Here is a 22,127-nt window from a genome sequence, read left to right on the forward strand (position 1 = left end):
GCATGGGGCTTGGGACGCTTGCCATTGTTCTGTCTGTCGTCTGCCTTGTCGTGTCGTTTGTGTTCACCGTGCCGGCCTGGGTGAACCTTGTCGGGGTGGGGTTCGGCATTGCGGGGTTGATCCTGATCGGGCTGTCGCGCCGGGATGGCGGAGGCGGGGCGTGAGCGCGATGTCCAAAGAGCGCATAACCGGCCTGGTGTTACTCTTCGGCATCGTGGTGTCGGGTGGCATGGCGCTGGGCGGCTACAGGTTGGGACATGACGAGATGATGGCCTACGGCATCATCGGGATGATCGTTCTGGCGGTCTGGGCCTTTGTGAAGCCCGGCGCCGGGTCTGGCGATGCGGGCTATTCCAGCTTTGATAGTGACGGCTGTGATGGGTCGGGTGACGGTGGCGGGGGAGGTGAATGACCGCCGACGCCCCGACCTCTGATCGCGTGGCGCTGTCGGACCTTTTCGCGTCGCGGCGCTATTTCGCCAAGTTCGAGCGGATCACGGGGCATCTGAATCGCGTGGCGGCCGTGATGCAGGCCGAGGGCAACCTGGGCAAGCAGGAGGTCGAGATTCTCACCAGCTATGTTCAGGGCATCGCCTACACGTTCAAGGCGCTGAGCATGAAGTACCTGCTGGTCGGGCGCGACACGGGGCAGTTCTTTGGCTCACTGGCCATGGACGTGACCGAAAGCGGCTTTCCGGTGTTCTCGGAACTGATGGTGATGGCCAATGACGCGGCCCAGGCGCGGCGGCACCTGGAGGGGATGCCGGATACAGAGACGCTGAAGCGCGAGATGGTCGAGCAGATCATCTCGGAACGGACAATCCCGACCCGGCTGCAATTCGCGCTGTCGCAGCGGCTGTATTACGAGGAGATGCTGCGCGGGCACCTGTTCTGGGCGCAGAACGATCCGCAGATCCAATGGGTGAGCGGGCTGGACGAGCGGCGGCGATACCTTTTGCACTGGGCGGTCTATGACAGCCAGGTGAACCTGCCGACGATCTATCTGATGGAGGTCGAGGACACGGGCCGCGCGCCCCTGGGCAAGGACGAGCGGCGCTGGCCCGAAGTGCAGGCGCATCTTATGGCGCAGAGCTTGGGCGGATTGAAGCTGCTGACCATCGCCAAGGGGTTCGACGAGAGCTTCGACGACCTGCACCCCAAGCGACTGCGGCGGTTTCACGTCGGTCCGATGTACAGCCACGCCTTCACGCGGCAGACCGGTCCGCTGCGCGAGGTGCTGGCGCAAGCCGACGCGCCTGTGGGGCAGGACTGGGCGCTGGCGTGGACCGACGAAGTGCTGGAAAGCGAACGGGTGATCGAGGAACGCGCGGGCTGGTTTGGAACGGTGGAGCGCGAAGTTTTCGCGCTGGACCCGTTCTCGGGGAAAGGGGCCGAGACCGGGGCGACGCGGATGGAGCGCAGTATCATCCTGCCGGAGCGACCCTATCAGGTGCTGGCCGAGAAGACCCCGCCGGGGTTTTCGTCGGTCACCAAATACGTGGTCAGCCCGGGGGGGCGGGTCTTGAGATATTGAACGCAAGGTGGGGTGAAACCCCACCCTACGCCAGATTGTAGGGTGGGTTTCAAACCCACCATTGGGGAGAAGACGATGAGCCTGACGGCAGACACGATGGAATTGCGCGAAGAGGATATCGCAAAGCATTACGCGGCAGCGGCGGCGATGCTGGCGGGGTTCGACCATACGCCGCGCATCGCGAAGGCGGCGGAGGGGCCGCAGGAGGAGAAATCGGCCGGGCTGGGCACGCGGCGGCGGTTTCGCACCACGACGCCGGGGCTGGTGACACGCTCGACCGCGCGTCCCGAGGGCGTGCATTTGGTGGAGCGGATCGAGGCCGCCGATGGCGACGACCCGCTGGTGAGCCCGATGCAGGCGACGGTATTGCACGGCCTGCGGCGGGCGATTGCCATCGCGCTGGCGGTGGGAGAGCAGTTTTCCGACGCGACGGGCCTGGCCGATCTGCGGCGGGCGAACCTGGCCGGGTCGCTGGGCGCGGACCGCAAGACCGAGTTCACCGAGCTTCTGGGCGCTGAGGCGCTCGCGGTGGGGCATGTGTTTGCCAACGCGACGGCGTTCCTGTTGGCGCCGCATGGGTCCGAAGTCAGCGTTGAGGTAGGTGAGGTCGAGGAGGTTCTGACCGACAATTCGCAATTGGCCCTGCACGGCGCGTTGTGGGAACTGGACCAGGATATCGCGGCCCATGCCGGTGATGATGCGCGGCTGGTGGCCACGGTCAGCGCCTTTGCCGAGCAGTTGATGGAGAAGATCGCGCTGCGGGCGCAGAATGCCGGGCGATTGAGTGCCTTTACCGGGGCAAGCTGGCGCGTCGAGGCGGATGATTTCACCATTCGCGGCTTTGACGCGGCATCGAAGGGCAAGTCCTCGACCCTGACCATGACCTTCAAGCAGCCGCACGAGGTGGTGGGCAACCACATCGCCAAATACCAGGCGCTGAAGCTCTCGAAGATGCTGATGGCCTATGATTTCGAGCGAAAGCTGAACCCCTTTGCCGAACTGGGCGGGTTCATCTTCACCTTCATGGGCGACGGCAAGCCGGGGACGGGCAAGACGACGCTGATCCAGATGATGGCCGGGCTGATCAAGGGCTATTGCGACAACGTGGGCTATCCGTTTCGGTATCAGAACCTGAGCACCGAGAGCATCGACAGCTACCAGGGCAAGTCGGCGCAGAATGCCAAGGCGTTCATCAACACCGTGATCGATCCGGTCGTGATCGGGTTCGGGACGATCGACGATATCGACCAGCTGGCGGGCAAGCGCGGCGACCGGCAATCGAGCGCGGGGCAGCTGGAGATCACCGCCGTGCTGATGGAGAGCTTTGCCGGGGCCAACACGGTGGTTCGGGGGAATTGCACGTTTGGCATGTTCTCGAACTATCCCGAGAACGTGGACGACGCGCTGCGCCAGCGGGCAGGCGCGCGGTTCCTGGTGGACGGGCCGCAGACGCGGGAGGATTATATCGATATCCTCTACCTGCTGATGGGCAAGAACCATGACATCCCGCTGGGGCAGCATGAGGTCTATGCCGCGCAGGAGATCAAGAAGGCCGTGGCGGCCTCGTTCGAGAGCCACGCGAAGCCCCATGAAGAAGGGCTGATCCGGGTCTATGAGCGGGTCGAGAAAGACATTGGCAAGCTGGACACGATTGCCAAGCTGGGGACGTATCTGAAGGGCATTCAGGAGGCGGACGAACGCTTCACGGGCCGGGCGATCAAGAACATCACCGACGCGGTGAAGGTGCGGGCGATGGATTTCGAACTGCCCGATGAATGGATGGAAAAGCCCGACCTGTTCCTGTTCAAGGCCTACGACGAGAAGAAGGGGATGATCGAGGAACTGCGACAGCCCATTACGGTGGAAATGGTGATTCAGGAGATCAACCGGTACGCGGATTCAGAGTTCCGCTATGCCGACAAATCCGACGAGGTGGCGATCGAGACCATGGTGCGCGATTTCGGTCGGACGGAGGAGGCCAAGCGGCGGTACATGGCGGCGAAGGAATGACAGATTTCGGCCTCATCATAAATGCCTACGCCTTGGCGCTCGGACTATTGGGCGCGTGCATGATTTACATGGGCCTGTACGCCGGGGTCCGGTTTTCAAGCGGTGCGCGCTTTTCGGTCTTCGTCGTCGTCTCTCTCGGTGGTGCGATCTGCGCGATTTTCTTGGCAGCCCGTTTTGGGCAGGCTCTATTTTCTGATATTCAGTTTCTGTATTCGGTCACCGGTGATATTTCGCGGCCGGAGGTCCATGAATTCAAAGACAACCTTTCAGGTGTGCCGTGGGTCGCGGCTGTTTTCGCCGGTTTTTTCTGGGCATGGCAGGTGGTTCGCTTCGAACGACGGCTCGAGAATTCCGAAAGCAGGCGGCTCGCATGAACGAGGATCAGGTCACACTGGTTAACACGGGCCTGCCGCTGCTGATCATCGGCGGCATCGCGGCGCTGTTGCCGTGGCTATTCACGCCGAGGGACACCCGGTCGCACGGGCGGGTTCTGATGTCGGTCGTCGCGTCGGCGGGACTAATGCTGGGTTGCAGCGCTGGGATCTTCGCGCTGTTCGACAAGCGCAGCCTTCTGGATGGGCAGGGGCTTGCCCAGCAGGGCGTGGTGATGTGGATGTACCTGCGGACCTCGCTGGCGGCGGTGATGGTTTGGGGGCCGGTGCTGGTCTTCGTCTGGCTGGGTCTTGCGCAGCGGGTGGAGCGTTTGAGGAACCGCGATATCGTGCGGGGGGAGGCGTGATGGGGATGCGCCGGAAACGAGAGGCCCCGGATCGGGTCCGGGGCGCGGGGGCGCTTGGGGCGGGCCGGGGATGGTGGGTTGGAAACCCACCCTACGGAGGTGGTGCATGGAACGTCTGATTAAGTCCGGCCTGATGTTCGGCAACCTGGTGCATGTGGCCAGCCCGGCGCTGGTGGAGCGATACAATCGCGCGCTGAAGCACCTGACGGGCAAGACCACCAGCCTGACGGATTTCTATGTCGATATCTCGGGTTATTCGCCGGAGGTGGGGCATGAGCTGGGCGATGACCTTTACCTCAACCATGCAGGCGTGAACCGGCAGTTCATCCTGCTGACCACGGAGCAGAAGCGCGCGCCGCTCTTGAATGCGCAATTCTCGACCAGCCGGGGCATCCTGAAGCAGTTCATCGAGGAAAACGAGCCGGCGCTTTTTGCCCTGACGGCGCGGGACGCGGTGGCGGGGGAGTTGGTCAATTCGGTCTATGACATGTCGAGCCCCGCGCGCCTGTTCGATATCCGCCGTATCACCATCGAGGCGGACACCACCAACGGGGCGCTGCGGCAGGCCGAGAAGCTGGATGAGAAGGTCGAACGGTTCATGTCGGAAGAGGACGCCTGGTTCGACGACGTGCTGATTGCCGAGATGATCGAACTGGCCGGGCAGACCGGGGACGTGCTGCGCAATCCCATCGATCTGAAGGAGATGAGTTTCGAGCAGCGCAATTACTGGACCGATCATTTCGGCGGCGTGTACCTGTTTCAGGACCTCGAACTGCCGGGTGTGATCTGCGTTTCTGACAAGACCCCCTTCGAGGGAGAGCGGATCGAGTATGTCTTTGGCATCAACGAGCGGAACCGGATTGCCAGTTTCCTCGATCTCAACGGGCTGGTGGAGCCGATCGTCAAGGCACGCGGTATAGATGCGTCGGCGATCCTGCGGCAGAAGATGGATTTCATGCTGGTCGATGCGCTGGCGGATGAAGGCGTGGAGTTCGCAGGCCGCAGCCGGGCCGAGATGCGCCGGCTGGCGCGGCGGCACTCGGACCTTTTGCCGGAGGAGTTTCACACGCTCAATGCCCTGTTGAACTGGGCCGAGAATGGCGGCCCCTGGCCGGTGATAAGCTCGGACAATCCGGCGTATTTCTACACGCTGCGGGCCGCGGCGAACCAGGATGCGGACCTGGTCAACATGCTTCTGGCGGAGCTGGCGCCGAAGGATGTGAGGCAGCTGTTCATCTGCCACAAGAGCCTTTTCTACCGCCGCTACCAGACATGGGCGGACACCAAGAAGGCCTATGTGGTGGACCTGTTGCTGAACGAATACCAGGTGGACAAGATGGGCACGCGCGCGGCGCTTTTCGGACACGAGGCCTCGATGGAAGAGCCGGCGCCGCCGAGACCGCCCGAGCCCGAGCCGGAGATCGAGGCGGTTGTGCGGCGGGTCGGACCCTGGGGGCCTGTGACGCGCCGGGCTGGCAAGGGCACGCCCTATTCGGCGGACAGGAAGACGAGGAGATAGGACATGGCGGCATTGGCGAGACTTCTGATCATCGGGTTCATCGTCTGCACGATCCTGTATGTCGTCCTCTCGATCTATTCCCGGAGCGTGCGAAAAGGCAAGCTGCGCGAATGGTGGGAGGAGGAAGGCCGGCCCGGGGACCTGGACGCCTATATCGAAAAGGGGCTGGAGGAGTATGACGGATCGCTCCGGCGCAAGCTGATCTTCGGGGTCTATGTCGTGCCGTTCAGCATCGTGGCGGCGATCATCTACTTCACGAATTTTCACTGAAGGGGGTGGGACGTTGGTTTATCTGAAATGGCTGTTCTGGGGTTTTTTCTGGGTGCTGGTGGCCGCTTTTTTCCACTACACCCTGCCACAGACCGATATCGTGCGGGTGACGGACACCTATGAAAAGCGCATAGATTTTGGCGAGAACAGCCTGTTCTGGGCCAGTCCCGACGCCGGCAATGACGTGACGCCGATCAACCGCGACGTCTTTTTTATCCAGACGGTGCGGGCGAATGGCAGGACGATGGTCTATCGCAACGAGGACACCGGGTGGGGCTGGCCGCCCTACTTCAAGTTCGACACGTCCAACCTGCAGGCCGAGGCGGCCGATCTGAAATCCACCGCCGAGGCGCCGCGATGGGCGGCGCTGAAACACTACGGCTGGCGCAACGAGTTCCTGTCGATCTTTCCCAACGGCGTGAGCATCTGGCCGGTTGCGGGGCCGGATGCGGGCAAGCCGTTTCCGTGGCTGAACCTGCTGATCCTGGCGGGTTTTGCCATAGTGGCCTTCGGCACCTGGCGGATATGGCGCGGGTTCCGGGCCAGGCGGCTCGACCCGGTCTGGGACGGGGTCGAGGCCCGTTTCGACGCTGCCGGGAATGCGGTAGAGGACCGGCGCGGACGCGTTCGGCGCTGGCTAGACACTTGGCGACCGAAGGACAAGCGCCGGGACTAACGCCCCCTGGATGAGACCGGTCAGGCGCTTCTTGCCTCGGGGGCGTCGAGGACACGGCCTTCGTCTGTCACGCGCATGGAGTCCGTCACCCAAGCCGGCAGGACCAGCGGAGCCAGCGGGTTGGGTGCGCCATTCAGTACCTGGTCGCGCAAGGCGGAGATCATTTCGCCGCGCTTTGACTGACGCCCGGACATGATGTGCAAAAGGGCCTCGACCTGCATCGCGTCAAGCTGCGGCCGCGGCGCGGCGAGATGCAGGACGAACGGCTTGGGATCGAGCCCGATATCGCGCAGGAAGCTGCGCAAATAGGTTTCCGGACCAAGCTTGATGCGTTCGAACTGGCGCGACCTGACCTGGAGCCCGGGGTGAAGCGCGCAAAGCGTCTGCTCCAGCGCGGAGAAGTCGATGGAATTGAAGTTCACGCTGCGACAGAAGTTTTCCAGCGTCAGCGTGGTGTGGTTCTGACGAATGGCGTCGGAATACAGGCTGACGAGATAGCTTTCGGCGTTGCGCGTATAGAGCAGCAGCCGGCTATCCTCCAGCGGCAGACCGGCCTGGGCATATCGCAGATTGGTCGGAGCCTGCGGATAGAACGCGGGGTTCGTCTCGTTCCAGAGCAGGGATTGCGTCATCGTGGGGCCAAGCCGGTGTTCGTCGGAAATCAGAACGGTTTCCGCGCCGGCCTTCGAGGCAGCGCTCGTGATGGCGGCGTTCAACTCTGCGAAGACGCCGTAGTCCTGCGGCGTGGAGCCGGGCTTGTGCCGTCGGCGGATCATGCGGACCTGCCTTTGGACGGCCTTGGGCATTTCGGCATTCACGTAGAACACCCGTTGCGCCCGCAATTGCTCGCGATTGAAGGAGAGATTTTGCTGCAACAGCAGGGACGCCGTCCTGTGGACGCCCAGATGGATCACGTATTTCATGGACCTGCCCGGTGCCTGTTTTGTTTTTTATGCAATAATACTACCGCATTCGGTGCAGCCGCGCAAGATTCCGCTGATTCGCCGGGTGCGAAGAACCGCATCTATGCGCGGGCGCGCGTGCACGGATCATGGTGACAGGGGCCGCGACCGAACAGGACGGAGACGCCGGTCAGGTCCCCGTTGCGGCGTCGGGCGCTGCCGCTTCGAAGTTCGCGTCGGCGATGCAGCGGCGGACAACCGATGCTTGATCCAGCACGAGGACCGGGTTGCTGTGTGACGGGCGTGAGGGGACCCGCAGGCACCCCGCGAGGTCGCCTGACACGAGACGGGCCGCTTCCGGATCGCGGATCGTGGGCACGTCGAAAAGGTCCTCGGGTCCGGTCGTCACGATTTCGTCGATGGAGTCGACGGTGATGCCGTATTTCCGCCCGCCATGTTCGAAGATCAGCACCTTGTCCGCCTCCGCTCCGGTCTCGGGAAAACCGTAGAGGACACGCAGGTTGATGAGGGTAATCAACTCGCCCCTGAGGTTGAGAATACCGTCGACGAAGGTGAGGGCGTAGGGCGGTTTCAACAACGACGAGGGGCGGTCGATGACCTCGTTGACGCCGGAGATGTCGAAGCCCATCTCGATGTCCACGGAGAACAGGATAAAGGTCGAACGGCCGCGTTCCGTCCTGAAGTTCTTTGGCTTGGTCTCGATATCCGCCGAGGGATAGATTTCCTGGCAGGAGCGTGCGGCGAGCGCCAGCATCTCGTCCTTCAGCAGGCTGTGATGGTCGAGCAGGATGACGATCGTTTCGTCCTGACGCACGAGGCAGCCGGACACGACGTCGTGCCGCGGCAGCCCCACGTTCGCGAAGGGCAGGATGTCCTTTTCATAGAATGTCATGATGCTGTCGATCGAGTAGACCAGCAGGCCGATCCGGCCTTCGGGCAGGTCGAGGACAAGGAGCTTGCGCTTCTCCAGCATGCCGGCCTTGAACTTGTAGGGCGTCTCGTTGCCGATCATCCCCCGAAAATCGACCACCGGCAGGGTGCGTCCGCGCAATTCCACGTTTCCGATGACGTAGCCGTGGGCGAGCTGAGACTTCTGCAGCGGCGGCATATCGGTGATTTCCTGCACGAAACGCAGGTCGAGGGCGCAGGTCGTATGACCGAGTTGAAAGGAAATGCAGTTGAAGCGCTGACCGAGATGGGTCTTGCGTTGCTGAGCGTGATCGATCCGGGCGACGCGCGGAATCTTCTCGATTTGCAGGATCTCGTAAGGGTCGAGAAGCTGCACCATGCGGGCGCCGTCGTCCAGCTTCAGCACCCCTTCGACAATGACGTCCTTCAATCCCTGGGCGTCACGCAGGAAATTGACCCGCGTGGCATTCATGCCCTGAATGATGGCGCCGGTATCGTCGAACAGAAGCCCCACGCAGAGGTCCCCGTTCTCGATGATGGCCACCTTGCGCACGGAGGTTTCAGATGCGGGCGCAATTCCCAGGATGTGACGCAGGTCGATCACCGGGACGATCGTGTTGCGCAGGCAGAAGAGCCCGACCATGTGCCGCGCGGCCAGGGGGACCTCGGAATAGCTGTCGGGGGCGTTCACGACCTCCTGGATGACATCGACGGGCAATGCGAACTCGGTCTCGTCAAGCCAGAAGGAGCCATAGACGACGTTGCGCGCGGCATGCACGCCAGGCGCCGGGTCTATGGCCGCGGCCGGCGCGTCGGCCTTGCAGGACGCGCCGGGCATTGGGGCCGGGGCACCCGGCGCGGTCGCGTTGGGAGGCGTTTCAGGCGGGTGCGACATCATCCCTCTCCAAGGCGCGGAATTGGCGTGATCGTGAAGTCGCCGGTCGTGCAGTCGATCGCCACACGACGGCCGTGTGTGCCCCCGGTATCGTCATGCACGATGCGAAGCCCGGCGTCGCGCAGTGCGGCGCGTGCGAAATCGGCGTTGACCTGGCCGACCAGGCGTTCGGGTTCGGTCTCATGCGGCAGGGTCATGTTTGCGCCGCCGGCGATGAAGACGCGCATCTTGCGGCGCTCGGCGTCTGCGACGTTCATCTGGTGCAGAAGCGCCTCGATCGCGTGATCGACATGGCGCCCGCTGCCCTTGGCTTTGGGAGGGCCTTCGGCCTTGGCCAGCAAGGCATGGGCGAGACCGCAGATGCCGTTTTTCTTGTCCACGAAACCAAGGCCGATGCAGGAGCCCAGTATGGCGTTCAGTGTCTGTCCCGCGCGACCGACCTTGACCTGGCCGATCTGGACGTGGAGTCGATCTTCACCACTCATGTCAGGGGCTTTCCACCCTTGGGCGCGGGGCGATAGATCATCGGTTCGATGATCGCGAAATCGGTCCGAAGCCGGGCGATGCTTTCGCTTTCGCCGATATAGAGCAAGGCATCGGGCGCCATCGCGGCGTGCACGTTTCGCAAGATGGCCTCCTGATCCTCGGGTGTGAAGTAGATCAGCACGTTGCGCAGGAAAACGGCGTCGAAGCTGGCACCGCCCGGCAAGGGTTTGAGCAGGTTGTGCAGCTTGAACGTGGTGCGCCCCCTGATCTGGGTGTCGACCTTGTACCCGGCAGTATCGTCGCCGCCCAGGAACCGATCAAAGAGGTCCGTGCCATCCGCGCGCAGTTGGGTGAGGGCCGGCACGGCGTAAAGACCGGCCTCGGCCTGTTTCAGGACCTTCGACGAGATGTCGGTGCCCGTGCACCTGTAGTCGAACCCCTCCTGCGTGCTGCGCGTGTGCTCAAGGATCATGCCCGCGGTATAGGCCTCTTCGCCGGTCGAGGCGGCCGCGGACCAGATGCGCATCGGGCGTCTTGTGTTGCGTTCCATGAAGGCCGGGATGGCGACATCGCGGAAATGTTGCCAGATCCGGGGCGTTCGATAGAAAAACGTCTTGTTCGTCGTGATCCGGTTGATCAGTTCCTGAAGCTCGGTCTTGTCGGAGGTCACGCGCGCGATATACGCCTTGAAGTCCGCGTCCCTGGTTTCACGCAAGCGGCTGCGCAGCCGGCTGAGCAGGAGAGACGTGCGATTGTCCCCGATCGTGATGCCGGTGCTGTCGTGGATGATGCCCCTGATCTTGTTGAATTGCGACTCGCTGAGCGAAAGCTCTTTTTCTGCTGTCATGGTGTATCACCTGTCCTTGATCAGACGCCCAGTTTGGAAACTTCGGTCTTGAGGTCTTCCGCGCCGGTGCTGAGTTCGTTGGTGGCCGCCGCGATGTTGTCTGAGGCGATGACGGCCTCCTCGGAGGCTTCGACGATCTGCTGAACCGAGTCCGCCACATCGCGTGCGGCGGTTTGCTGTTCGGTGACGGCCACCGTGATTTGCGAAATCGACTCGGTGGTTTCGCCGATGCCTTCGAGGATCTTCTTGAATGCCGCTCCGGCCTCGCGCGAGACGTCGCTGCCTTGCGAGACCCGCTTGACCGTTTCGTTGATCAGCTTGGTGATTTCCTTCGTCGCCTGGGAGGACCGCTCGGCCAGCTTGCGTACCTCGTCGGCCACGACCGAGAAGCCGAGCCCGTGTTCACCGGCGCGCGCGGCCTCGATGGCGGCGTTGAAGGCCAGCATGTTGGTCTGGCCCGCGATCTCGCTGATCACCTTCACGATTTCGTTGATCTGCTCGGAGGAGGCGTTGATCAGGTCCATGGACTCGATCGAGCGGTCGATGGCGCCGGCGCCGACATCGGCCTCCTGCTTGGTGCGTTGGGCGATGTCGTCGGACAGGCGGCTGTTCTGGGCGATGGAATCGATCGAGGCGCTGAGTTCCTCGACCGAGGCGCTGATTTCCTCTGTGGTGCATCCCAGCGTCTGAGCGCCTGCCGCCACTTTCTGAGCCTGTTCGGTGATGCTTGCGGATTTCTCGGCGAATTGGCTCGAGATGCGCGTCACGTTCTTTTCCAGCTCAACCTCGGGCGTGATGTCGAAGGCGAACTTGACCACCTTCAGGACTTTGCCGTCGTCGTCGATAATGGGCGTGTAGGTGGCGCGCAGGAACAGGTCCTTGCCGTCGCGGTCGATGCGGCGGTACTTGCCTTCATCGTGTTCGCCCGACGCAAGCTTTTCCCAGAAACGCGTGTACTCTTTCGAGGCGCTGTATGCATCGTCGCAGAAGATCCGGTGATGCTTGCCGCGGATTTCGTTCAGGGTGTAGCCGGTCGCGGCGCAGAAATTCTCGTTCGCGTCCAGTATTTTGCCATCGGGCGTGAACTCGATCATGGCCTGTACGCGGCTGACGGCTGCCAGCTTGGCGTTCTTTTCCAGCGCATCCAGCTTACTTTTCGTAATTTCGGTGGCGAACTTGACGACCTTGATCGGTTTGCCGGTGGAGTCGAAGATCGGATTGTAGGAGGCGTTGATCCAGATCTCGCCGCCGTCCTTCGTGATGCGTTTGAATTCGCCCGCCTCGAACTTGCCCATGGCAAGGTTCATCCAGAAATCGCGATAGGCATCGGTGCGCACGTAGTCGCTGTTGCAGAACATGCGGTGGTGCTTGCCGACGATCTCGTCCAGCGAATAGCCGAGCGTGGAGAGGAAATTGTCGTTGGCCGTCAGGATCGTGCCGTCAAGCTCGAACTCGATCACCGCCTGCACGCGGTGCAGGGCGTCGGCGAGGCCTTCGAGCTGCGTCAGGTGGTTTCGGTCAGCCTGAACGTCGCCTGAAGCGTCGTCTTTCACGGTCGTACTGGTCTTGGTCACGGCACATCCTCACACGCAATGGTCCCTTCACTCGGGTAAGGTCGTACGCGCTGGAGATTAATGTTTTCCTTTCCGCAACAGGCAGATTGCGGTGGATTTGCCTTAAATACCGTCGATCCAGGCGCGGGGATGAGGGTCGGGGACAGGTGGAGGGGACCCGTGGGGGCCTCCAGCGCAACGGCGACGTTCGAACGTTTGGCGTTGCGTCCTGGAAAATGGTGGGCGACCTAGGAATCGAACCTAGCGTGCGTCTCCGCGAGGGAGTTACAGTCCCCTGCCACACCTTGCGGCCTGTCGCCCACTGAGGCGCGTGTTTAGAAGCGGGCCGTTGCCCCGTCAACCGGAAAATCGCTTGCGATTGCGGTGGTGCGGGGCCATTGTCCGGCGCCTGTGAAGGAGGCCCCCGGATGGCGATAAAGAAACCCAAGTGGGTGGTGGAAAAGGAACAGGCCAAGAAGGCCGCCGCGTCGGAAACGGTGTGGTTGTTCGGCTTGCACGCGGTGCGCGATGCGCTGGAAAATCCACGGCGCCACAAGCTGCGGCTGGTGGTGACGAAGAACGCCGCCGACAAACTGGCGGATGCCATCGCAGCGTCGGGCATGACGGCGGAGATGGCCGATCCGCGTAAGTTCAGTGCGCCGCTGGATCCGCAATCAGTGCACCAGGGCGCCGCGCTGGAGGTGAAGCCGCTGGACTGGGGCACGCTGGAGGATGTCTGCCTGGGCGACGGAACCCGGCCGCCGCGCGTGATGATGCTGGACCGGGTGACGGACCCGCATAACGTGGGCGCCATCCTGCGGTCGGCGGAAGTCTTCGGCGCTTCGGCCGTGATCGCGCCGCGCCACCATTCTGCGCCCGAGACCGGGGCGCTGGCCAAGACGGCGAGCGGGGCACTTGAGCGGCAGCCGTACCTGCGCGTGCGCAATCTGTCGGACGCCATCGCGGCGCTTCAGGGCATGGGGTATATCGTGCTTGGGCTTGACGGCACGGCGGGTGAAACGATCGAAGAGGCGCTGGTCGGCGTGCAGGACCGTCCTGTGGCGCTGGTGCTGGGGGCGGAAGGGCCCGGCTTGCGGCAGAAGACCCGAGAAACCTGCGACAAATTGGTGCGGATCGGCTTTTCCGGCCCGTTCGGGTCGCTCAATGTCTCAAATGCGGCTGCCGTGGCCCTATATGCATCCAGAGGACAAACCGACTGACCAACCGACGGGGGGCTGATGGGCCGGAAGATCGCCACGTGCTGTTACTGCGGAACGCGGGCTGTTCTGGTGTTCGACGAGACGCTGCATGAACTGACCTGCCGGGCATGCGGTGCACCGTTGCACGACATGAAGATGATGCCGCAATCCCCCCGGGCGCAGGATGTTCGGCAGAAGAAGGCGCCGGTGGATCGTCGCACGGGACGACCCGTCGCCGAAAAGCCCGAGTGGCATGGTGGTGCCGACCCGAGGCGGCGCAAGAAGAAATCGAACAAGCGGCGCAAACCGATGTTCGGACGGTTGCTGGAAGAGGTCTGGGATGTGGTGGAAGACATCATCGACTGAGATTTGGCGGATTCTTACCGATTCTTCACACCTATTTTACAACCTCTTTTTATCTGGAAATGAGTACCTATCTGACATGTCAGAAGCGCCGAACTGGAACTCCGGCGTTTCTCTTCACTGTCCCTCGTTCCGCGACTGGCGCCCGGGTTATCCCGGGCGCTTTTTTCTTTTTCGCAAGCGCTTTAGGGTGGTGCCATGAACGAACAGTACACAGAGTCTCATCTGCGGAATATCCTGAAGCGCACCAAGCGCATCGCGGTCGTCGGCGTGTCGATGAACGAGGTGCGCCCGAGCTTCTACGTGGCGCGTTATCTGAAGCTGAAGGGCTTCGATGTGGTTCCGATCAACCCCGGCCACGCTGGCAAGACCGCGTTCGGGGCAACGGTGCTGGGATCGCTGAGCGACATCGAGGGCGAGGTCGACATGGTCGACATCTTTCGACGGCCCGAGCATGTGCCCGCGATCGTGGACGAGGCGCTGGAGCGGTTCCCGGCGCTGCAGACGATCTGGATGCAGATCGGCGTATCGCACGAAGAGGCCGCGGAAAAGGCGCGGGCACGGGGCGTCGACGTGGTGATGAACCGTTGTCCGAAGATCGAATACCAGCGCCTGTTCGGCGAGTTGCGGATGGGCGGGTTCAATACCGGCGTGATTTCATCGAAGCTGTAGGAGCCCTGACGGCGCTCAGGCGACGGGGATATCCGCGGCGATGCGCATCTCTCGCAGGGGTTTGACGCGGGCGATGGCGCGGGAATAGATCGGGTGGGCCTTGTAGGCCGCGAGCGCGGCCTCGTCCGGGAATTCCACATAGACCACGAGATCGACTTCCGCGCCGGTCAGGGTGTCGGCATGTATGTTCTGCCCGACCTCGAAATGGGTGCTGTGGGGGATCTGGCCAAGCATTTCCAGACCGGCGCGAATTTCGGGCAGGTCGGCGGGATCCTTGGCGGTGAAGAAAACGATGTGGCGAATCATTCGGATCGTGCGGCTTTCTCGGCAAGGCCGGATTGCGATTGGCGGGCGGCGAGTTCCGTCATGACGTCATCCACGGAGACGCCGCGGCTGTGCAGCATGACGAGCAGGTGAAAGAGCACGTCGGCGGCCTCTGACGTCAAGCGCGGCTTGTCGTCCCTGACTGCTTCGATCAGCGCCTCGATGGCTTCCTCGCCGAACTTCTCGGCGACCTTCTCGGGGCCCTTGGCCAGCAGCTTGGCGGTCCAGCTGTCCTCGGGCGAGGCGCTGGCGCGAGCGGCGACGATCTGTTCCAGCTCTTCGAGGGTCATGCGCCTAGCCTCATGGGGATGCCGGCCGCGGCCATGTGGGCCTTGGCCTCGGCGATGGTGTGATCGCCGAAGTGGAAGATGGAGGCGGCAAGCACCGCGGAGGCGCCGCCCTCGGTCACGCCATCGACCAGGTGATCGAGCGTGCCGACGCCGCCCGAGGCGATGACGGGGATCGAGACTGCGTCCGCGATGGCGCGGGTGAGGGGCAGGTTGAAGCCGGAACGGGTGCCGTCGCGGTCCATCGAGGTCAGCAGGATTTCCCCGGCGCCTTTATCCTCGACCAGCTTGGCGAACTCGACGGCGTCGATGCCGGTGGGCTTGCGCCCGCCATGGGTGAAGATTTCCCACTTGCCGGGGCTGACCGTCTTGGCGTCGATGGCCACCACGATGCACTGGCTGCCGAACTGGTCGGCGGCAAGGCGCACCACGTCCGGGTCGGCCACCGCGGCGGAGTTGAACGAGACCTTGTCGGCGCCGGCAAGCAAGAGCGCGCGCACATCTGCCACGGTACGGACACCGCCGCCCACGGTCAGAGGGATGTAGCATTGCTCGGCCGTGCGGGTGACCACGTCGAGCATCACGCCGCGGTTTTCGTGGGTGGCGTGGATGTCGAGAAAGCACAGCTCGTCGGCGCCGGCGGCGTCATAGGCGCGGGCCGCATCCACGGGGTCGCCCGCGTCGCGCAGGTTGACGAAGTTCACGCCCTTGACCACGCGGCCATCGGCCACGTCGAGGCAGGGAATGATGCGGATCTTGAGCATGGGCCGTCCTTTCGCGCCTGCCTTCTAGCGCGGGCGGCGGGCGGTGCCAATGGGGCTTTGGACGCGCGCATCTCCAGGCGGTGATTTTTGAACCCCGCCGGGGGGATGGGCGACGGATAGGTGTCGGCGCGGTTCTGCGCCTCACTCCAATCCTTCCGAAAGGACCAAGCCATGATGTCTTTGAAATCCACCCTTGCCATGCTGTCGCTGGCCATGACCGCCGCCGTGGCCGCGCCGGCCGCACCGGCGCAGGCCGAGACCATCACCTGCCCGCACAGCCAGATCCGCCGCGAGGTGACCACGGCGGTTCCCGGCGACTGGTGGAACACGCCGATCGTCAACTCGCTGACCGAGGCGCGGGTCACCAATATCGGCGGGCGCGCGGCGTTGCAGTGCATCTACGGACCAGCAGGGTCGATCCAGCGCTATGCGCCGGAGGGGGCGACCTGCCGGGTGAGCGGTCGGCAGTTCGAGTGCAACCGCGAGTCTGCCTCGGGCGCGGGGGCGCGGACCTTCTCGACCGGGCCGCTGGACATTCCGCAGACGTGGACGGCGGACCTTGACCGCGGGGCGGTGGGTCGCGGAAGTGGCGTGGACATATGGTTCCAGGCGGAAACGGCAGAGCTTTTGTACGTGGCGCCGCGCAATGGCGCGCAGCTGGGTGTGGGCGACCGGCGCAACCGGGGCTTTGACGGCTGCCGGGGCGCGCGGTTCAGCGCGAACCGGGTATCGCTGCGGGATATTCCGGTGGGGTCCTACATCTGCGCCAAGACCAACGAAGGGCGGATCAGCCAGTTTCGCGTGAACGCTGTCTCGGGCGGATCGCCCAAGACGCTGTCACTGGGCTATACGACCTGGCAATAGGCCCGCCTTCAATGGCCCGCCTTAAATGGAAAGTCAGCACCCGGTCCTCGGCCGGGTGTTCGTTTGCGTGAGGACGGGGCCCGGCAGGATCGGGCCGATCGCGCGAATATCTGTTTCCACGCGGCGCGGTCGGTTTAGCTATAGCGATGGACGGACCCCTTGCAGGAGATATTCGAGATGAAACGATTTCTGACACTTGCCGCCGTGACCGCGCTGGCCGGCCCCGCATTCGCAGACGACGATCTGATGAAGGTGCAGTCCGGCAAGGACGTGGCCAGCACGATGGACGCGCTGGAAGCGGCGGTGGAAGGTGCCGGTGCCACGGTCTTTGCCCGTGTCGACCATGCCGGCGGGGCCGAAGGCGTCGGGATGCAACTGGCCCCCTCGGAGGTTCTGATCTTCGGCAACCCCAAGCTGGGCACGCCGGCGATGCAGGCCGACCCGCTGGCGGGGCTGTTCCTGCCGATGAAGGTGCTGGTGTACGAAGATGCGGAAGGGCAGGTCTGGCTGGCCTACGAGGACCCGGAGGAAATGTTCGACGAACTGGACGGGATCGACGACGACGCGCCGTATATCCAGCAGATGACCGGCGCGCTTGGCAAGCTGACCGAAAAGGCGGCGGGCGGCTGACCCGCTCTTGCGTGCCGGTCTCGCGTCAGGCGGAGAGGGTGCGCAGGGCCTCTTTCAGGTCCAGCGCCCCGTCGTAGAGCGCCCGGCCCGAGATCGCGCCGTTCAGAGGGGCGCCGCAATCCCTCAGCGCGATGAGGTCGTCTAGGGACGACACACCGCCAGAGGCGATGACCGGGATCGAGACGGCGTTTGCGAGTGCTGCCGTGGCCTCGATGTTCGGGCCCTGCATGGCGCCGTCGCGGTTGATGTCGGTGTAGATGATCGCGGCGACGCCCGCGTCCTCGAAGCTGCGTGCGAGGTCGGTGACCATCACGTCGGTCTCCTCGGCCCAGCCCTTGGTGGCCACGCGCCCGTTGCGGGCGTCGATGCCCACGGCGACCTGGCCGGGGAAGGCCTGTGCCGCCTCGCGCACAAGGGCAGGATTTTCGACCGCCACGGTGCCCAGGATGACGCGGGCGAGGCCTTTGCTGAGCCAGCGCTCTATCGTCGCCATGTCGCGGATGCCGCCGCCAAGCTGGGCGGGCACCTTTGTGCGTTCCAGGATCGCCTCGACCGGGGCGGCGTTTACCGGCTCACCGGCGAAGGCGCCGTTGAGGTCGACGAGGTGCAGCCACTCGCAGCCCGCGTTCACGAACTCCATCGCCTGCGCGGCGGGATCGTCGTTGAACACCGTGGCCTTCTCCATTTCGCCTTTCAGCAGGCGCACGGCCTGGCCGTCCTTCAGGTCGATTGCGGGGTAGAGGATCATGGGCGGTCATCCGGTCTGTGAACTTCGCCGCGATGTGCCATGACGGGACGGCGTTTGCAACGCGACGTGGCGTCAGGCTTGATCGGGACGGGGCGGAGGCCGCAGACTGCGCGGCATCATTTGCGGGAGGAGATACGCATGAGAACGATGACACTGGCCTTCGTGGCCACCCTGATGAGCGCGGGCGTGGCCTTTGCCGCCGATCCGCTGGAAGGTTACTGGCGCACGGCGAAAGACGATAACGGGCATTCCGGCCTGATCCACGTCAAGCCCTGCGGCGCGCAGCTTTGCGGCACGCTGGTGAAGGCCTATAACGGTCAAGGACAGGAAATCAAAAGCGAAAACGTGGGGCGCAACATCATTTCCGAGACCGTGCCCAAGGGCAATGGCAGCTATACCGGCAAGGTTTACAGCCCCGACCGCGGCAAGACCTACAATTCCAGACTTCAGATGAACGGCAATGCCCTGAAAGTGTCGGGCTGCGTCCTGGGCATCTGCCGCGATGGCGGTACGTGGACAAAGGTGAAATAAGCCCTTTTCCGCTGATACGGAACTGTGATTGAACGATTTGGCCGGGCCGCACGTCTTACCTGTAATATGTTGAAATCAGGTAAGAAGGAGGCCCGGCCAATGCGTATGGCTATGTCTTTTGCACTGTTGATCGGAACCACGGGCGCGGCATTGGCCGATCCGGCGACGGGCACGTGGCAGACCGAGCCCGACAAGAAGGGCATCATCGCCCATGTGAATGTGTACGACTGCGGCAACGCCGTCTGCGGCAAGATCACGCGGACCTTCAATTCGCAAGGGCAGGAGGTGGCGGCCGCGAGCGTCGGGCACAAGGTGATCCGAAACGCCACGCCGACCGGCAACGGCAAATACGAAGGGCGCGCCTGGATACCGTCCCATCAGCGCGAATATCCCGCGGGCATGACCCTTCTGGGCGACAGGATGACGGTCCGGGGCTGCATGGGGCCGGTTTGCATGTCGCAGAACTGGACCCGCATCCAGTAAGCCTCAGGGCGTCCAGGTCAGGAAATTGCGGATGATGCGCAGGCCGGTGGCCTGGCTTTTCTCCGGGTGAAACTGGGTGCCGACGAGGTTGTCGCGGCCCACCACGGCCGTCACCGGCCCGCCATAATCCACATGGGCGATCCGCTGGGCGAGGTCCGCGACCTCGAAATGGTAGGAATGCACGAAGTAGGCGTGGTCGCCGGTGCTTACGCCGTCAAGTACGGGATGGGGCGTGTCGATCACAAGATCGTTCCAGCCCATGTGCGGAACCTTCATCGACGGATCCGACGGCGCGACCGGACCGACCGTGCCGGCAATCCAGTCAAACCCGTCCGTCTCGGTATATTCCAGCCCGCGCGTGGCCAGCATCTGCATCCCGATACAGATGCCCATGAAGGGACGGCCCTTGTCGATGACCGCCTCCTTCATCGCCTCGAACAAGCCGCGATGGTCATAAAGCTCTTCCCGGCAGGCCGGGAAGGCGCCGTCGCCGGGCAGCACGATGCGTGCGGCCGTGCGTACGGTCTCGGGGTCCGAGGTCACGAGGACCTTGCCGGCACCGGCCTCGGACGCCATGCGCTGAAACGCCTTTTCGGCCGAATGCAGATTGCCGGATTCGTAATCGACGATGACAGTTGTCATGGGCTCAGAGCGTGCCCTTGGTGGAAGGGATCGCGTCCGATTTGCGCGGGTCGATTTCCAGCGCGTCGCGCAGGGCGCGGGCGATGGACTTGAACGCAGCCTCGGCAATGTGATGGCTGTTGATGCCGTGCAGCGCATCGACATGCAGCGTGAGCCCGCCATGGGTGCTGAACGCCTGGAAGAACTCTCGCACCAGTTCGGTGTCGAATGTCTTGATCTGGGCGGTGGGCATGGCGACGTTCCACACCAGATAGGGCCGGCCGGAAATATCCAGCGCGGCGCGCACCAGCGCGTCATCCATCGGCAGCAGGCAGGCACCATAGCGGCGGATGCCTTTCTTGTCGCCCACGGCCTGTGCCAAGGCCTGTCCGAGCGCGATGCCCACATCCTCGACCGTGTGGTGATCGTCGATATGCAGGTCGCCCTCGCAGCGGATTTCCATGTCGATCAGCGCGTGGCGGGCCAGTTGGTCCAGCATGTGGTCGAAGAACCCCACGCCGGTACGGTTGTCGTAGGTGCCGGTGCCGTCGAGGTCGATCGTGACCGAGATATCGGTTTCCGCGGTCTTGCGGGTGATGTTGGCGCTGCGCATTGGGTGCGTCCCTGAGTGTTTGCCGCGCCGTTATAGGCGGCGCGGGCAGGCGCGCCAAGGGGGGCGGTGCCGTCCTGCGGAACCTGTAGCGGATTGGCCATTTGGAGGTGTTGACGTCAGACAAGCAGCGCGGGGTCGCGCCTGTCACTGAAAGTCGTAGAGCAGCTGGCCGCTCAGCAATATGGATTGTCCCGGGATGATCCCGTGTTGGTCGCAAAGCCGATTTTGCCGTAACATCACGTCGCGGGTGAGATCGAGGCGGGTTTCGAGCCCGCCGCTGCGTTCTGCCAGGTCCAGTGCGGCGTTTATCTCGCCCCGTTGCACGTGGCCTTCCAGGGCGAGGGCGAAATCATCGTCGGTCAGTGGTTCATCGGGGAATTGCCCGCCGGTTCGGACCATGGACCAGACCGACACGGCGCGCGGCCAGTCGAAGCCTTGGCCCAGGCTTGCGGGTTTTCCGGGCGGATCGGCGACCTCTTCGCGCAGCCACGGGCCGGCGGCCTCGGCGGCGGTTGCCATTTCCAGAACTTGAAGCGCGCGGCCGGCGTAATGGCGGTGGTCCGCGCGTTGATCGAAGGCGCGAAGGATATTTTCGGCAGGGTCGGCACCCAGAGCCTCCTTCATCGCGGACAGGATGAAGACCCAGGCTTCCTCGGGTCGCTGCTCGGGGCTGATGTCGCCGTTCTCGATAGCTGTCAGAAAGCTTTCACTGACGTACGCCATCTCGGTTTCGCGCCCGCTTTGATTCAGGCTGATGCCCAGGATCTGCGTCCCGGCTTCGGCGAGGCCCGCCTTCATCGTCACGAAGAAGCGCTGGCGCTGAAGGCGTTGGTCCAGGCCAGCGGGGTTGTCCGGGTCCGACATGGCGATGTCCCGCACCAGCGCGGCGCTGCCGTTCGAATTCATCATAAGCGGTCCGGCAAGGCGCAGAGGCTCGAACCCGCTGGTGCGGGCCCTGTCCCAGAAGGCCTCGTAGGCGCCTTCGGGCATCAAGGCGTATAGAGATGCGGCAACGACGAGGTGACCGTCGCCCTCGGCCCGGCGCGCCGTGTCTTGCAGCACCTCGACGGGTTGATCGGTCAACAGAGCATGAAGGTTGGCGCCATAGAACCAGGTGCTTTTGAATTTTTCGGCACGGGCCGGATCGGCCTCGATCTGCCGCACGAGGTCGAAATAGGTGTCCCCGTCGTCGAGCAGCAGGATCGCCCTTTGAACCGGCCAGAAGGCGGAGATCAGGACGTCACGGGGATCTGCGCCCCACATCTTCGTGCCTTCGGGCCCCAGCTGGGTGATGCGCTGCGCCAGAAACAGCTCTTCGGTGTGCGAGTAGGGGCGGCCAGCGGCCAGCGCCTTCGTCAGATCTTGGGCATTCATGCCGCCGTAGCGCAGCAGGAGGTAGGCGGCGTCCCCGCCTGTGCTGCGACCTGACAAACCGGGCAGGTCCGCGCGAGAGTCGATGACCTCTGTAGCCATGTCGAGGAGAAGGTCGCGATCGCATTGCATCTGTGCCATGGCCGATGACGCGCTAAGCGCGAGGGCTGCAATGACATGCAAAAAGCGCATGAAAGACCTCCTGAGTCCCGGGTCTGATGCGCAGTGTGATCGGAGCGCACTGACGTCCAGCTTACCGATACCGAAACATGATACCAGACGTCTCTGACGTGGTTT

General features: G+C 63.4%; 28 protein-coding genes and 1 tRNA gene. 16 read left to right on the forward strand and 13 right to left on the reverse strand.

What is annotated here, in order from left to right; all coding sequences use genetic code 11:
• The first annotated feature begins 2 nt into the window (after nt 1–2).
• The 9 genes from ACQY4V_RS03845 to ACQY4V_RS03885 all read left to right on the forward strand — a co-directional run bounded on the left by ACQY4V_RS03845 (nt 3) and on the right by ACQY4V_RS03885 (nt 6,747).
• A complete protein-coding gene (locus ACQY4V_RS03845) occupies nt 3–164 on the forward strand; it encodes a hypothetical protein (protein ID WP_428515588.1) in 162 nt (53 codons plus the stop codon).
• Entirely contained in the window at nt 161–412 is a 252-nt protein-coding gene (locus tag ACQY4V_RS03850) for a hypothetical protein (RefSeq protein ID WP_428515589.1), read from the forward strand. Before ACQY4V_RS03845 ends, ACQY4V_RS03850 begins: the two co-directional genes overlap by 4 nt.
• Nucleotides 409–1,533: a hypothetical protein gene (locus tag ACQY4V_RS03855; RefSeq protein ID WP_428515590.1), complete on the forward strand. Its 1,125-nt coding sequence runs from the start codon at nt 409–411 to the stop codon at nt 1,531–1,533. Before ACQY4V_RS03850 ends, ACQY4V_RS03855 begins: the two co-directional genes overlap by 4 nt.
• 75 nt (nt 1,534–1,608) lie before the next feature.
• Nucleotides 1,609–3,543: an ATP-binding protein gene (locus ACQY4V_RS03860; RefSeq protein WP_428515591.1), complete on the forward strand. Its 1,935-nt coding sequence runs from the start codon at nt 1,609–1,611 to the stop codon at nt 3,541–3,543.
• The gene (locus ACQY4V_RS03865; RefSeq protein ID WP_428515592.1) at nt 3,540–3,917 is read left to right on the forward strand and encodes a hypothetical protein; all 378 of its coding nucleotides are present in this window, start codon (nt 3,540–3,542) and stop codon (nt 3,915–3,917) included. The genes ACQY4V_RS03860 and ACQY4V_RS03865 overlap by 4 nt, the downstream gene beginning before the upstream one ends.
• Nucleotides 3,914–4,282: a hypothetical protein gene (locus ACQY4V_RS03870; RefSeq protein ID WP_428515593.1), complete on the forward strand. Its 369-nt coding sequence runs from the start codon at nt 3,914–3,916 to the stop codon at nt 4,280–4,282. The genes ACQY4V_RS03865 and ACQY4V_RS03870 overlap by 4 nt, the downstream gene beginning before the upstream one ends.
• 106 nt (nt 4,283–4,388) lie before the next feature.
• Nucleotides 4,389–5,801, forward strand: coding sequence for a DUF6638 family protein (locus ACQY4V_RS03875; protein WP_428515594.1), 1,413 nt, complete (start codon nt 4,389–4,391; stop codon nt 5,799–5,801).
• 3 nt (nt 5,802–5,804) lie between these two features.
• Complete coding sequence (locus ACQY4V_RS03880) at nt 5,805–6,071, forward strand: hypothetical protein (RefSeq protein ID WP_428515595.1); 267 nt, start codon at nt 5,805–5,807, stop codon at nt 6,069–6,071.
• Nucleotides 6,072–6,084: 13 nt separating this feature from the next.
• Nucleotides 6,085–6,747 (forward strand): DUF1523 family protein, encoded by a 663-nt coding sequence (locus tag ACQY4V_RS03885; RefSeq protein WP_428515596.1) that lies wholly within the window; start codon nt 6,085–6,087, stop codon nt 6,745–6,747.
• A gap of 20 nt (nt 6,748–6,767) precedes the next feature.
• Here ACQY4V_RS03885 and ACQY4V_RS03890 read toward each other — a convergent pair whose 3' ends face one another.
• From ACQY4V_RS03890 to ACQY4V_RS03915, 6 genes are all read right to left on the reverse strand, one after another.
• Nucleotides 6,768–7,670 carry a hypothetical protein gene (locus ACQY4V_RS03890; RefSeq protein ID WP_428515597.1) on the reverse strand — a complete coding sequence of 301 codons (903 nt, stop codon included), beginning with the start codon at nt 7,668–7,670 and terminating at the stop codon, nt 6,768–6,770.
• Between the two features lie 169 nt (nt 7,671–7,839).
• Nucleotides 7,840–9,474 (reverse strand): chemotaxis protein CheW, encoded by a 1,635-nt coding sequence (locus ACQY4V_RS03895; protein ID WP_428515598.1) that lies wholly within the window; start codon nt 9,472–9,474, stop codon nt 7,840–7,842.
• A complete protein-coding gene (locus tag ACQY4V_RS03900) occupies nt 9,474–9,959 on the reverse strand; it encodes a chemotaxis protein CheD (protein ID WP_428515599.1) in 486 nt (161 codons plus the stop codon). The genes ACQY4V_RS03895 and ACQY4V_RS03900 overlap by 1 nt, the downstream gene beginning before the upstream one ends.
• The gene (locus ACQY4V_RS03905; RefSeq protein WP_428515600.1) at nt 9,956–10,807 is read right to left on the reverse strand and encodes a CheR family methyltransferase; all 852 of its coding nucleotides are present in this window, start codon (nt 10,805–10,807) and stop codon (nt 9,956–9,958) included. The genes ACQY4V_RS03900 and ACQY4V_RS03905 overlap by 4 nt, the downstream gene beginning before the upstream one ends.
• Before the next feature lie 20 nt (nt 10,808–10,827).
• Complete coding sequence (locus ACQY4V_RS03910) at nt 10,828–12,381, reverse strand: methyl-accepting chemotaxis protein (RefSeq protein ID WP_428515601.1); 1,554 nt, start codon at nt 12,379–12,381, stop codon at nt 10,828–10,830.
• 216 nt (nt 12,382–12,597) lie between these two features.
• Nucleotides 12,598–12,681 (reverse strand) — tRNA-Tyr (locus tag ACQY4V_RS03915).
• A 113-nt stretch (nt 12,682–12,794) separates the two neighbouring features.
• Between ACQY4V_RS03915 and rlmB the strand changes: the two genes are divergently transcribed.
• From rlmB to ACQY4V_RS03930, 3 genes are all read left to right on the forward strand, one after another.
• Nucleotides 12,795–13,580 (forward strand): 23S rRNA (guanosine(2251)-2'-O)-methyltransferase RlmB, encoded by a 786-nt coding sequence (gene rlmB, locus ACQY4V_RS03920; RefSeq protein WP_428517151.1) that lies wholly within the window; start codon nt 12,795–12,797, stop codon nt 13,578–13,580.
• 18 nt (nt 13,581–13,598) lie between these two features.
• On the forward strand, nt 13,599–13,925 hold the full coding sequence (locus ACQY4V_RS03925) for a hypothetical protein (protein ID WP_428515602.1): 327 nt from the start codon (nt 13,599–13,601) through the stop codon (nt 13,923–13,925).
• 195 nt (nt 13,926–14,120) lie between these two features.
• Nucleotides 14,121–14,594 carry a CoA-binding protein gene (locus ACQY4V_RS03930; protein WP_428515603.1) on the forward strand — a complete coding sequence of 158 codons (474 nt, stop codon included), beginning with the start codon at nt 14,121–14,123 and terminating at the stop codon, nt 14,592–14,594.
• Between the two features lie 15 nt (nt 14,595–14,609).
• Here the strand turns inward: ACQY4V_RS03930 and ACQY4V_RS03935 are convergent, their stop codons facing one another.
• Genes ACQY4V_RS03935 through hisF form a run of 3 tightly spaced genes read right to left on the reverse strand, consistent with a single transcriptional unit; the run spans nt 14,610 to nt 15,969 of the window.
• A complete protein-coding gene (locus ACQY4V_RS03935; protein ID WP_428515604.1) occupies nt 14,610–14,900 on the reverse strand; it encodes a Dabb family protein in 291 nt (96 codons plus the stop codon).
• Nucleotides 14,897–15,208, reverse strand: a complete 312-nt coding sequence (locus ACQY4V_RS03940; protein ID WP_428515605.1) for a phosphoribosyl-ATP diphosphatase — start codon at nt 15,206–15,208, stop codon at nt 14,897–14,899. Before ACQY4V_RS03940 ends, ACQY4V_RS03935 begins: the two co-directional genes overlap by 4 nt.
• The gene (hisF, locus tag ACQY4V_RS03945; RefSeq protein WP_428515606.1) at nt 15,205–15,969 is read right to left on the reverse strand and encodes an imidazole glycerol phosphate synthase subunit HisF; all 765 of its coding nucleotides are present in this window, start codon (nt 15,967–15,969) and stop codon (nt 15,205–15,207) included. Before hisF ends, ACQY4V_RS03940 begins: the two co-directional genes overlap by 4 nt.
• A gap of 171 nt (nt 15,970–16,140) precedes the next feature.
• On the opposite strand from hisF, the gene ACQY4V_RS03950 reads away from it, so the two are divergent.
• A complete protein-coding gene (locus tag ACQY4V_RS03950; RefSeq protein ID WP_428515607.1) occupies nt 16,141–16,833 on the forward strand; it encodes a hypothetical protein in 693 nt (230 codons plus the stop codon).
• A 177-nt stretch (nt 16,834–17,010) separates the two neighbouring features.
• Nucleotides 17,011–17,463 carry a DUF302 domain-containing protein gene (locus ACQY4V_RS03955; protein ID WP_428515608.1) on the forward strand — a complete coding sequence of 151 codons (453 nt, stop codon included), beginning with the start codon at nt 17,011–17,013 and terminating at the stop codon, nt 17,461–17,463.
• 25 nt (nt 17,464–17,488) lie between these two features.
• Here the strand turns inward: ACQY4V_RS03955 and hisA are convergent, their stop codons facing one another.
• Nucleotides 17,489–18,211 carry a 1-(5-phosphoribosyl)-5-[(5-phosphoribosylamino)methylideneamino]imidazole-4-carboxamide isomerase gene (hisA, locus tag ACQY4V_RS03960; RefSeq protein WP_428515609.1) on the reverse strand — a complete coding sequence of 241 codons (723 nt, stop codon included), beginning with the start codon at nt 18,209–18,211 and terminating at the stop codon, nt 17,489–17,491.
• A gap of 138 nt (nt 18,212–18,349) precedes the next feature.
• On the opposite strand from hisA, the gene ACQY4V_RS03965 reads away from it, so the two are divergent.
• Nucleotides 18,350–18,742, forward strand: coding sequence for a DUF2147 domain-containing protein (locus tag ACQY4V_RS03965; RefSeq protein ID WP_428515610.1), 393 nt, complete (start codon nt 18,350–18,352; stop codon nt 18,740–18,742).
• Between the two features lie 99 nt (nt 18,743–18,841).
• Nucleotides 18,842–19,225, forward strand: a complete 384-nt coding sequence (locus tag ACQY4V_RS03970) for a DUF2147 domain-containing protein (RefSeq protein ID WP_428515611.1) — start codon at nt 18,842–18,844, stop codon at nt 19,223–19,225.
• 3 nt (nt 19,226–19,228) lie between these two features.
• Here ACQY4V_RS03970 and hisH read toward each other — a convergent pair whose 3' ends face one another.
• The 3 genes from hisH to ACQY4V_RS03985 all read right to left on the reverse strand — a co-directional run bounded on the left by hisH (nt 19,229) and on the right by ACQY4V_RS03985 (nt 22,022).
• On the reverse strand, nt 19,229–19,867 hold the full coding sequence (gene hisH / locus ACQY4V_RS03975) for an imidazole glycerol phosphate synthase subunit HisH (protein ID WP_428515612.1): 639 nt from the start codon (nt 19,865–19,867) through the stop codon (nt 19,229–19,231).
• A gap of 4 nt (nt 19,868–19,871) precedes the next feature.
• Complete coding sequence (gene hisB / locus ACQY4V_RS03980) at nt 19,872–20,459, reverse strand: imidazoleglycerol-phosphate dehydratase HisB (RefSeq protein WP_428515613.1); 588 nt, start codon at nt 20,457–20,459, stop codon at nt 19,872–19,874.
• Nucleotides 20,460–20,603: 144 nt separating this feature from the next.
• A complete protein-coding gene (locus ACQY4V_RS03985) occupies nt 20,604–22,022 on the reverse strand; it encodes a hypothetical protein (protein ID WP_428515614.1) in 1,419 nt (472 codons plus the stop codon).
• Nucleotides 22,023–22,127 lie beyond the last annotated feature (105 nt).

Origin of the sequence: Roseovarius sp., assembly GCF_965277045.1 — a bacterium.
Lineage (GTDB): Bacteria > Pseudomonadota > Alphaproteobacteria > Rhodobacterales > Rhodobacteraceae > Roseovarius.

Excerpts from the sequence above, each read along its gene's own strand:
- ACQY4V_RS03845 (WP_428515588.1), top strand. The coding sequence starts at position 3 with ATGGGGCTTGGGACGCTTGCCATTGTTCTGTCTGTCGTCTGCCTTGTC.
- ACQY4V_RS03855 (WP_428515590.1), top strand. The coding sequence starts at position 409 with ATGACCGCCGACGCCCCGACCTCTGATCGCGTGGCGCTGTCGGACCTT.
- ACQY4V_RS03860 (WP_428515591.1), top strand. The coding sequence starts at position 1,609 with ATGAGCCTGACGGCAGACACGATGGAATTGCGCGAAGAGGATATCGCA.
- ACQY4V_RS03865 (WP_428515592.1), top strand. The coding sequence starts at position 3,540 with ATGACAGATTTCGGCCTCATCATAAATGCCTACGCCTTGGCGCTCGGA.
- ACQY4V_RS03870 (WP_428515593.1), top strand. The coding sequence starts at position 3,914 with ATGAACGAGGATCAGGTCACACTGGTTAACACGGGCCTGCCGCTGCTG.
- ACQY4V_RS03875 (WP_428515594.1), top strand. The coding sequence starts at position 4,389 with ATGGAACGTCTGATTAAGTCCGGCCTGATGTTCGGCAACCTGGTGCAT.
- ACQY4V_RS03880 (WP_428515595.1), top strand. The coding sequence starts at position 5,805 with ATGGCGGCATTGGCGAGACTTCTGATCATCGGGTTCATCGTCTGCACG.
- ACQY4V_RS03890 (WP_428515597.1), bottom strand. The coding sequence starts at position 7,670 with ATGAAATACGTGATCCATCTGGGCGTCCACAGGACGGCGTCCCTGCTG.
- ACQY4V_RS03895 (WP_428515598.1), bottom strand. The coding sequence starts at position 9,474 with ATGTCGCACCCGCCTGAAACGCCTCCCAACGCGACCGCGCCGGGTGCC.
- ACQY4V_RS03900 (WP_428515599.1), bottom strand. The coding sequence starts at position 9,959 with ATGAGTGGTGAAGATCGACTCCACGTCCAGATCGGCCAGGTCAAGGTC.
- ACQY4V_RS03905 (WP_428515600.1), bottom strand. The coding sequence starts at position 10,807 with ATGACAGCAGAAAAAGAGCTTTCGCTCAGCGAGTCGCAATTCAACAAG.
- ACQY4V_RS03925 (WP_428515602.1), top strand. The coding sequence starts at position 13,599 with ATGGGCCGGAAGATCGCCACGTGCTGTTACTGCGGAACGCGGGCTGTT.
- ACQY4V_RS03930 (WP_428515603.1), top strand. The coding sequence starts at position 14,121 with ATGAACGAACAGTACACAGAGTCTCATCTGCGGAATATCCTGAAGCGC.
- ACQY4V_RS03935 (WP_428515604.1), bottom strand. The coding sequence starts at position 14,900 with ATGATTCGCCACATCGTTTTCTTCACCGCCAAGGATCCCGCCGACCTG.
- ACQY4V_RS03940 (WP_428515605.1), bottom strand. The coding sequence starts at position 15,208 with ATGACCCTCGAAGAGCTGGAACAGATCGTCGCCGCTCGCGCCAGCGCC.
- hisF (WP_428515606.1), bottom strand. The coding sequence starts at position 15,969 with ATGCTCAAGATCCGCATCATTCCCTGCCTCGACGTGGCCGATGGCCGC.
- ACQY4V_RS03950 (WP_428515607.1), top strand. The coding sequence starts at position 16,141 with ATGATGTCTTTGAAATCCACCCTTGCCATGCTGTCGCTGGCCATGACC.
- ACQY4V_RS03955 (WP_428515608.1), top strand. The coding sequence starts at position 17,011 with ATGAAACGATTTCTGACACTTGCCGCCGTGACCGCGCTGGCCGGCCCC.
- hisA (WP_428515609.1), bottom strand. The coding sequence starts at position 18,211 with ATGATCCTCTACCCCGCAATCGACCTGAAGGACGGCCAGGCCGTGCGC.
- ACQY4V_RS03965 (WP_428515610.1), top strand. The coding sequence starts at position 18,350 with ATGAGAACGATGACACTGGCCTTCGTGGCCACCCTGATGAGCGCGGGC.
- ACQY4V_RS03970 (WP_428515611.1), top strand. The coding sequence starts at position 18,842 with ATGCGTATGGCTATGTCTTTTGCACTGTTGATCGGAACCACGGGCGCG.
- hisH (WP_428515612.1), bottom strand. The coding sequence starts at position 19,867 with ATGACAACTGTCATCGTCGATTACGAATCCGGCAATCTGCATTCGGCC.
- hisB (WP_428515613.1), bottom strand. The coding sequence starts at position 20,459 with ATGCGCAGCGCCAACATCACCCGCAAGACCGCGGAAACCGATATCTCG.
- ACQY4V_RS03985 (WP_428515614.1), bottom strand. The coding sequence starts at position 22,022 with ATGCGCTTTTTGCATGTCATTGCAGCCCTCGCGCTTAGCGCGTCATCG.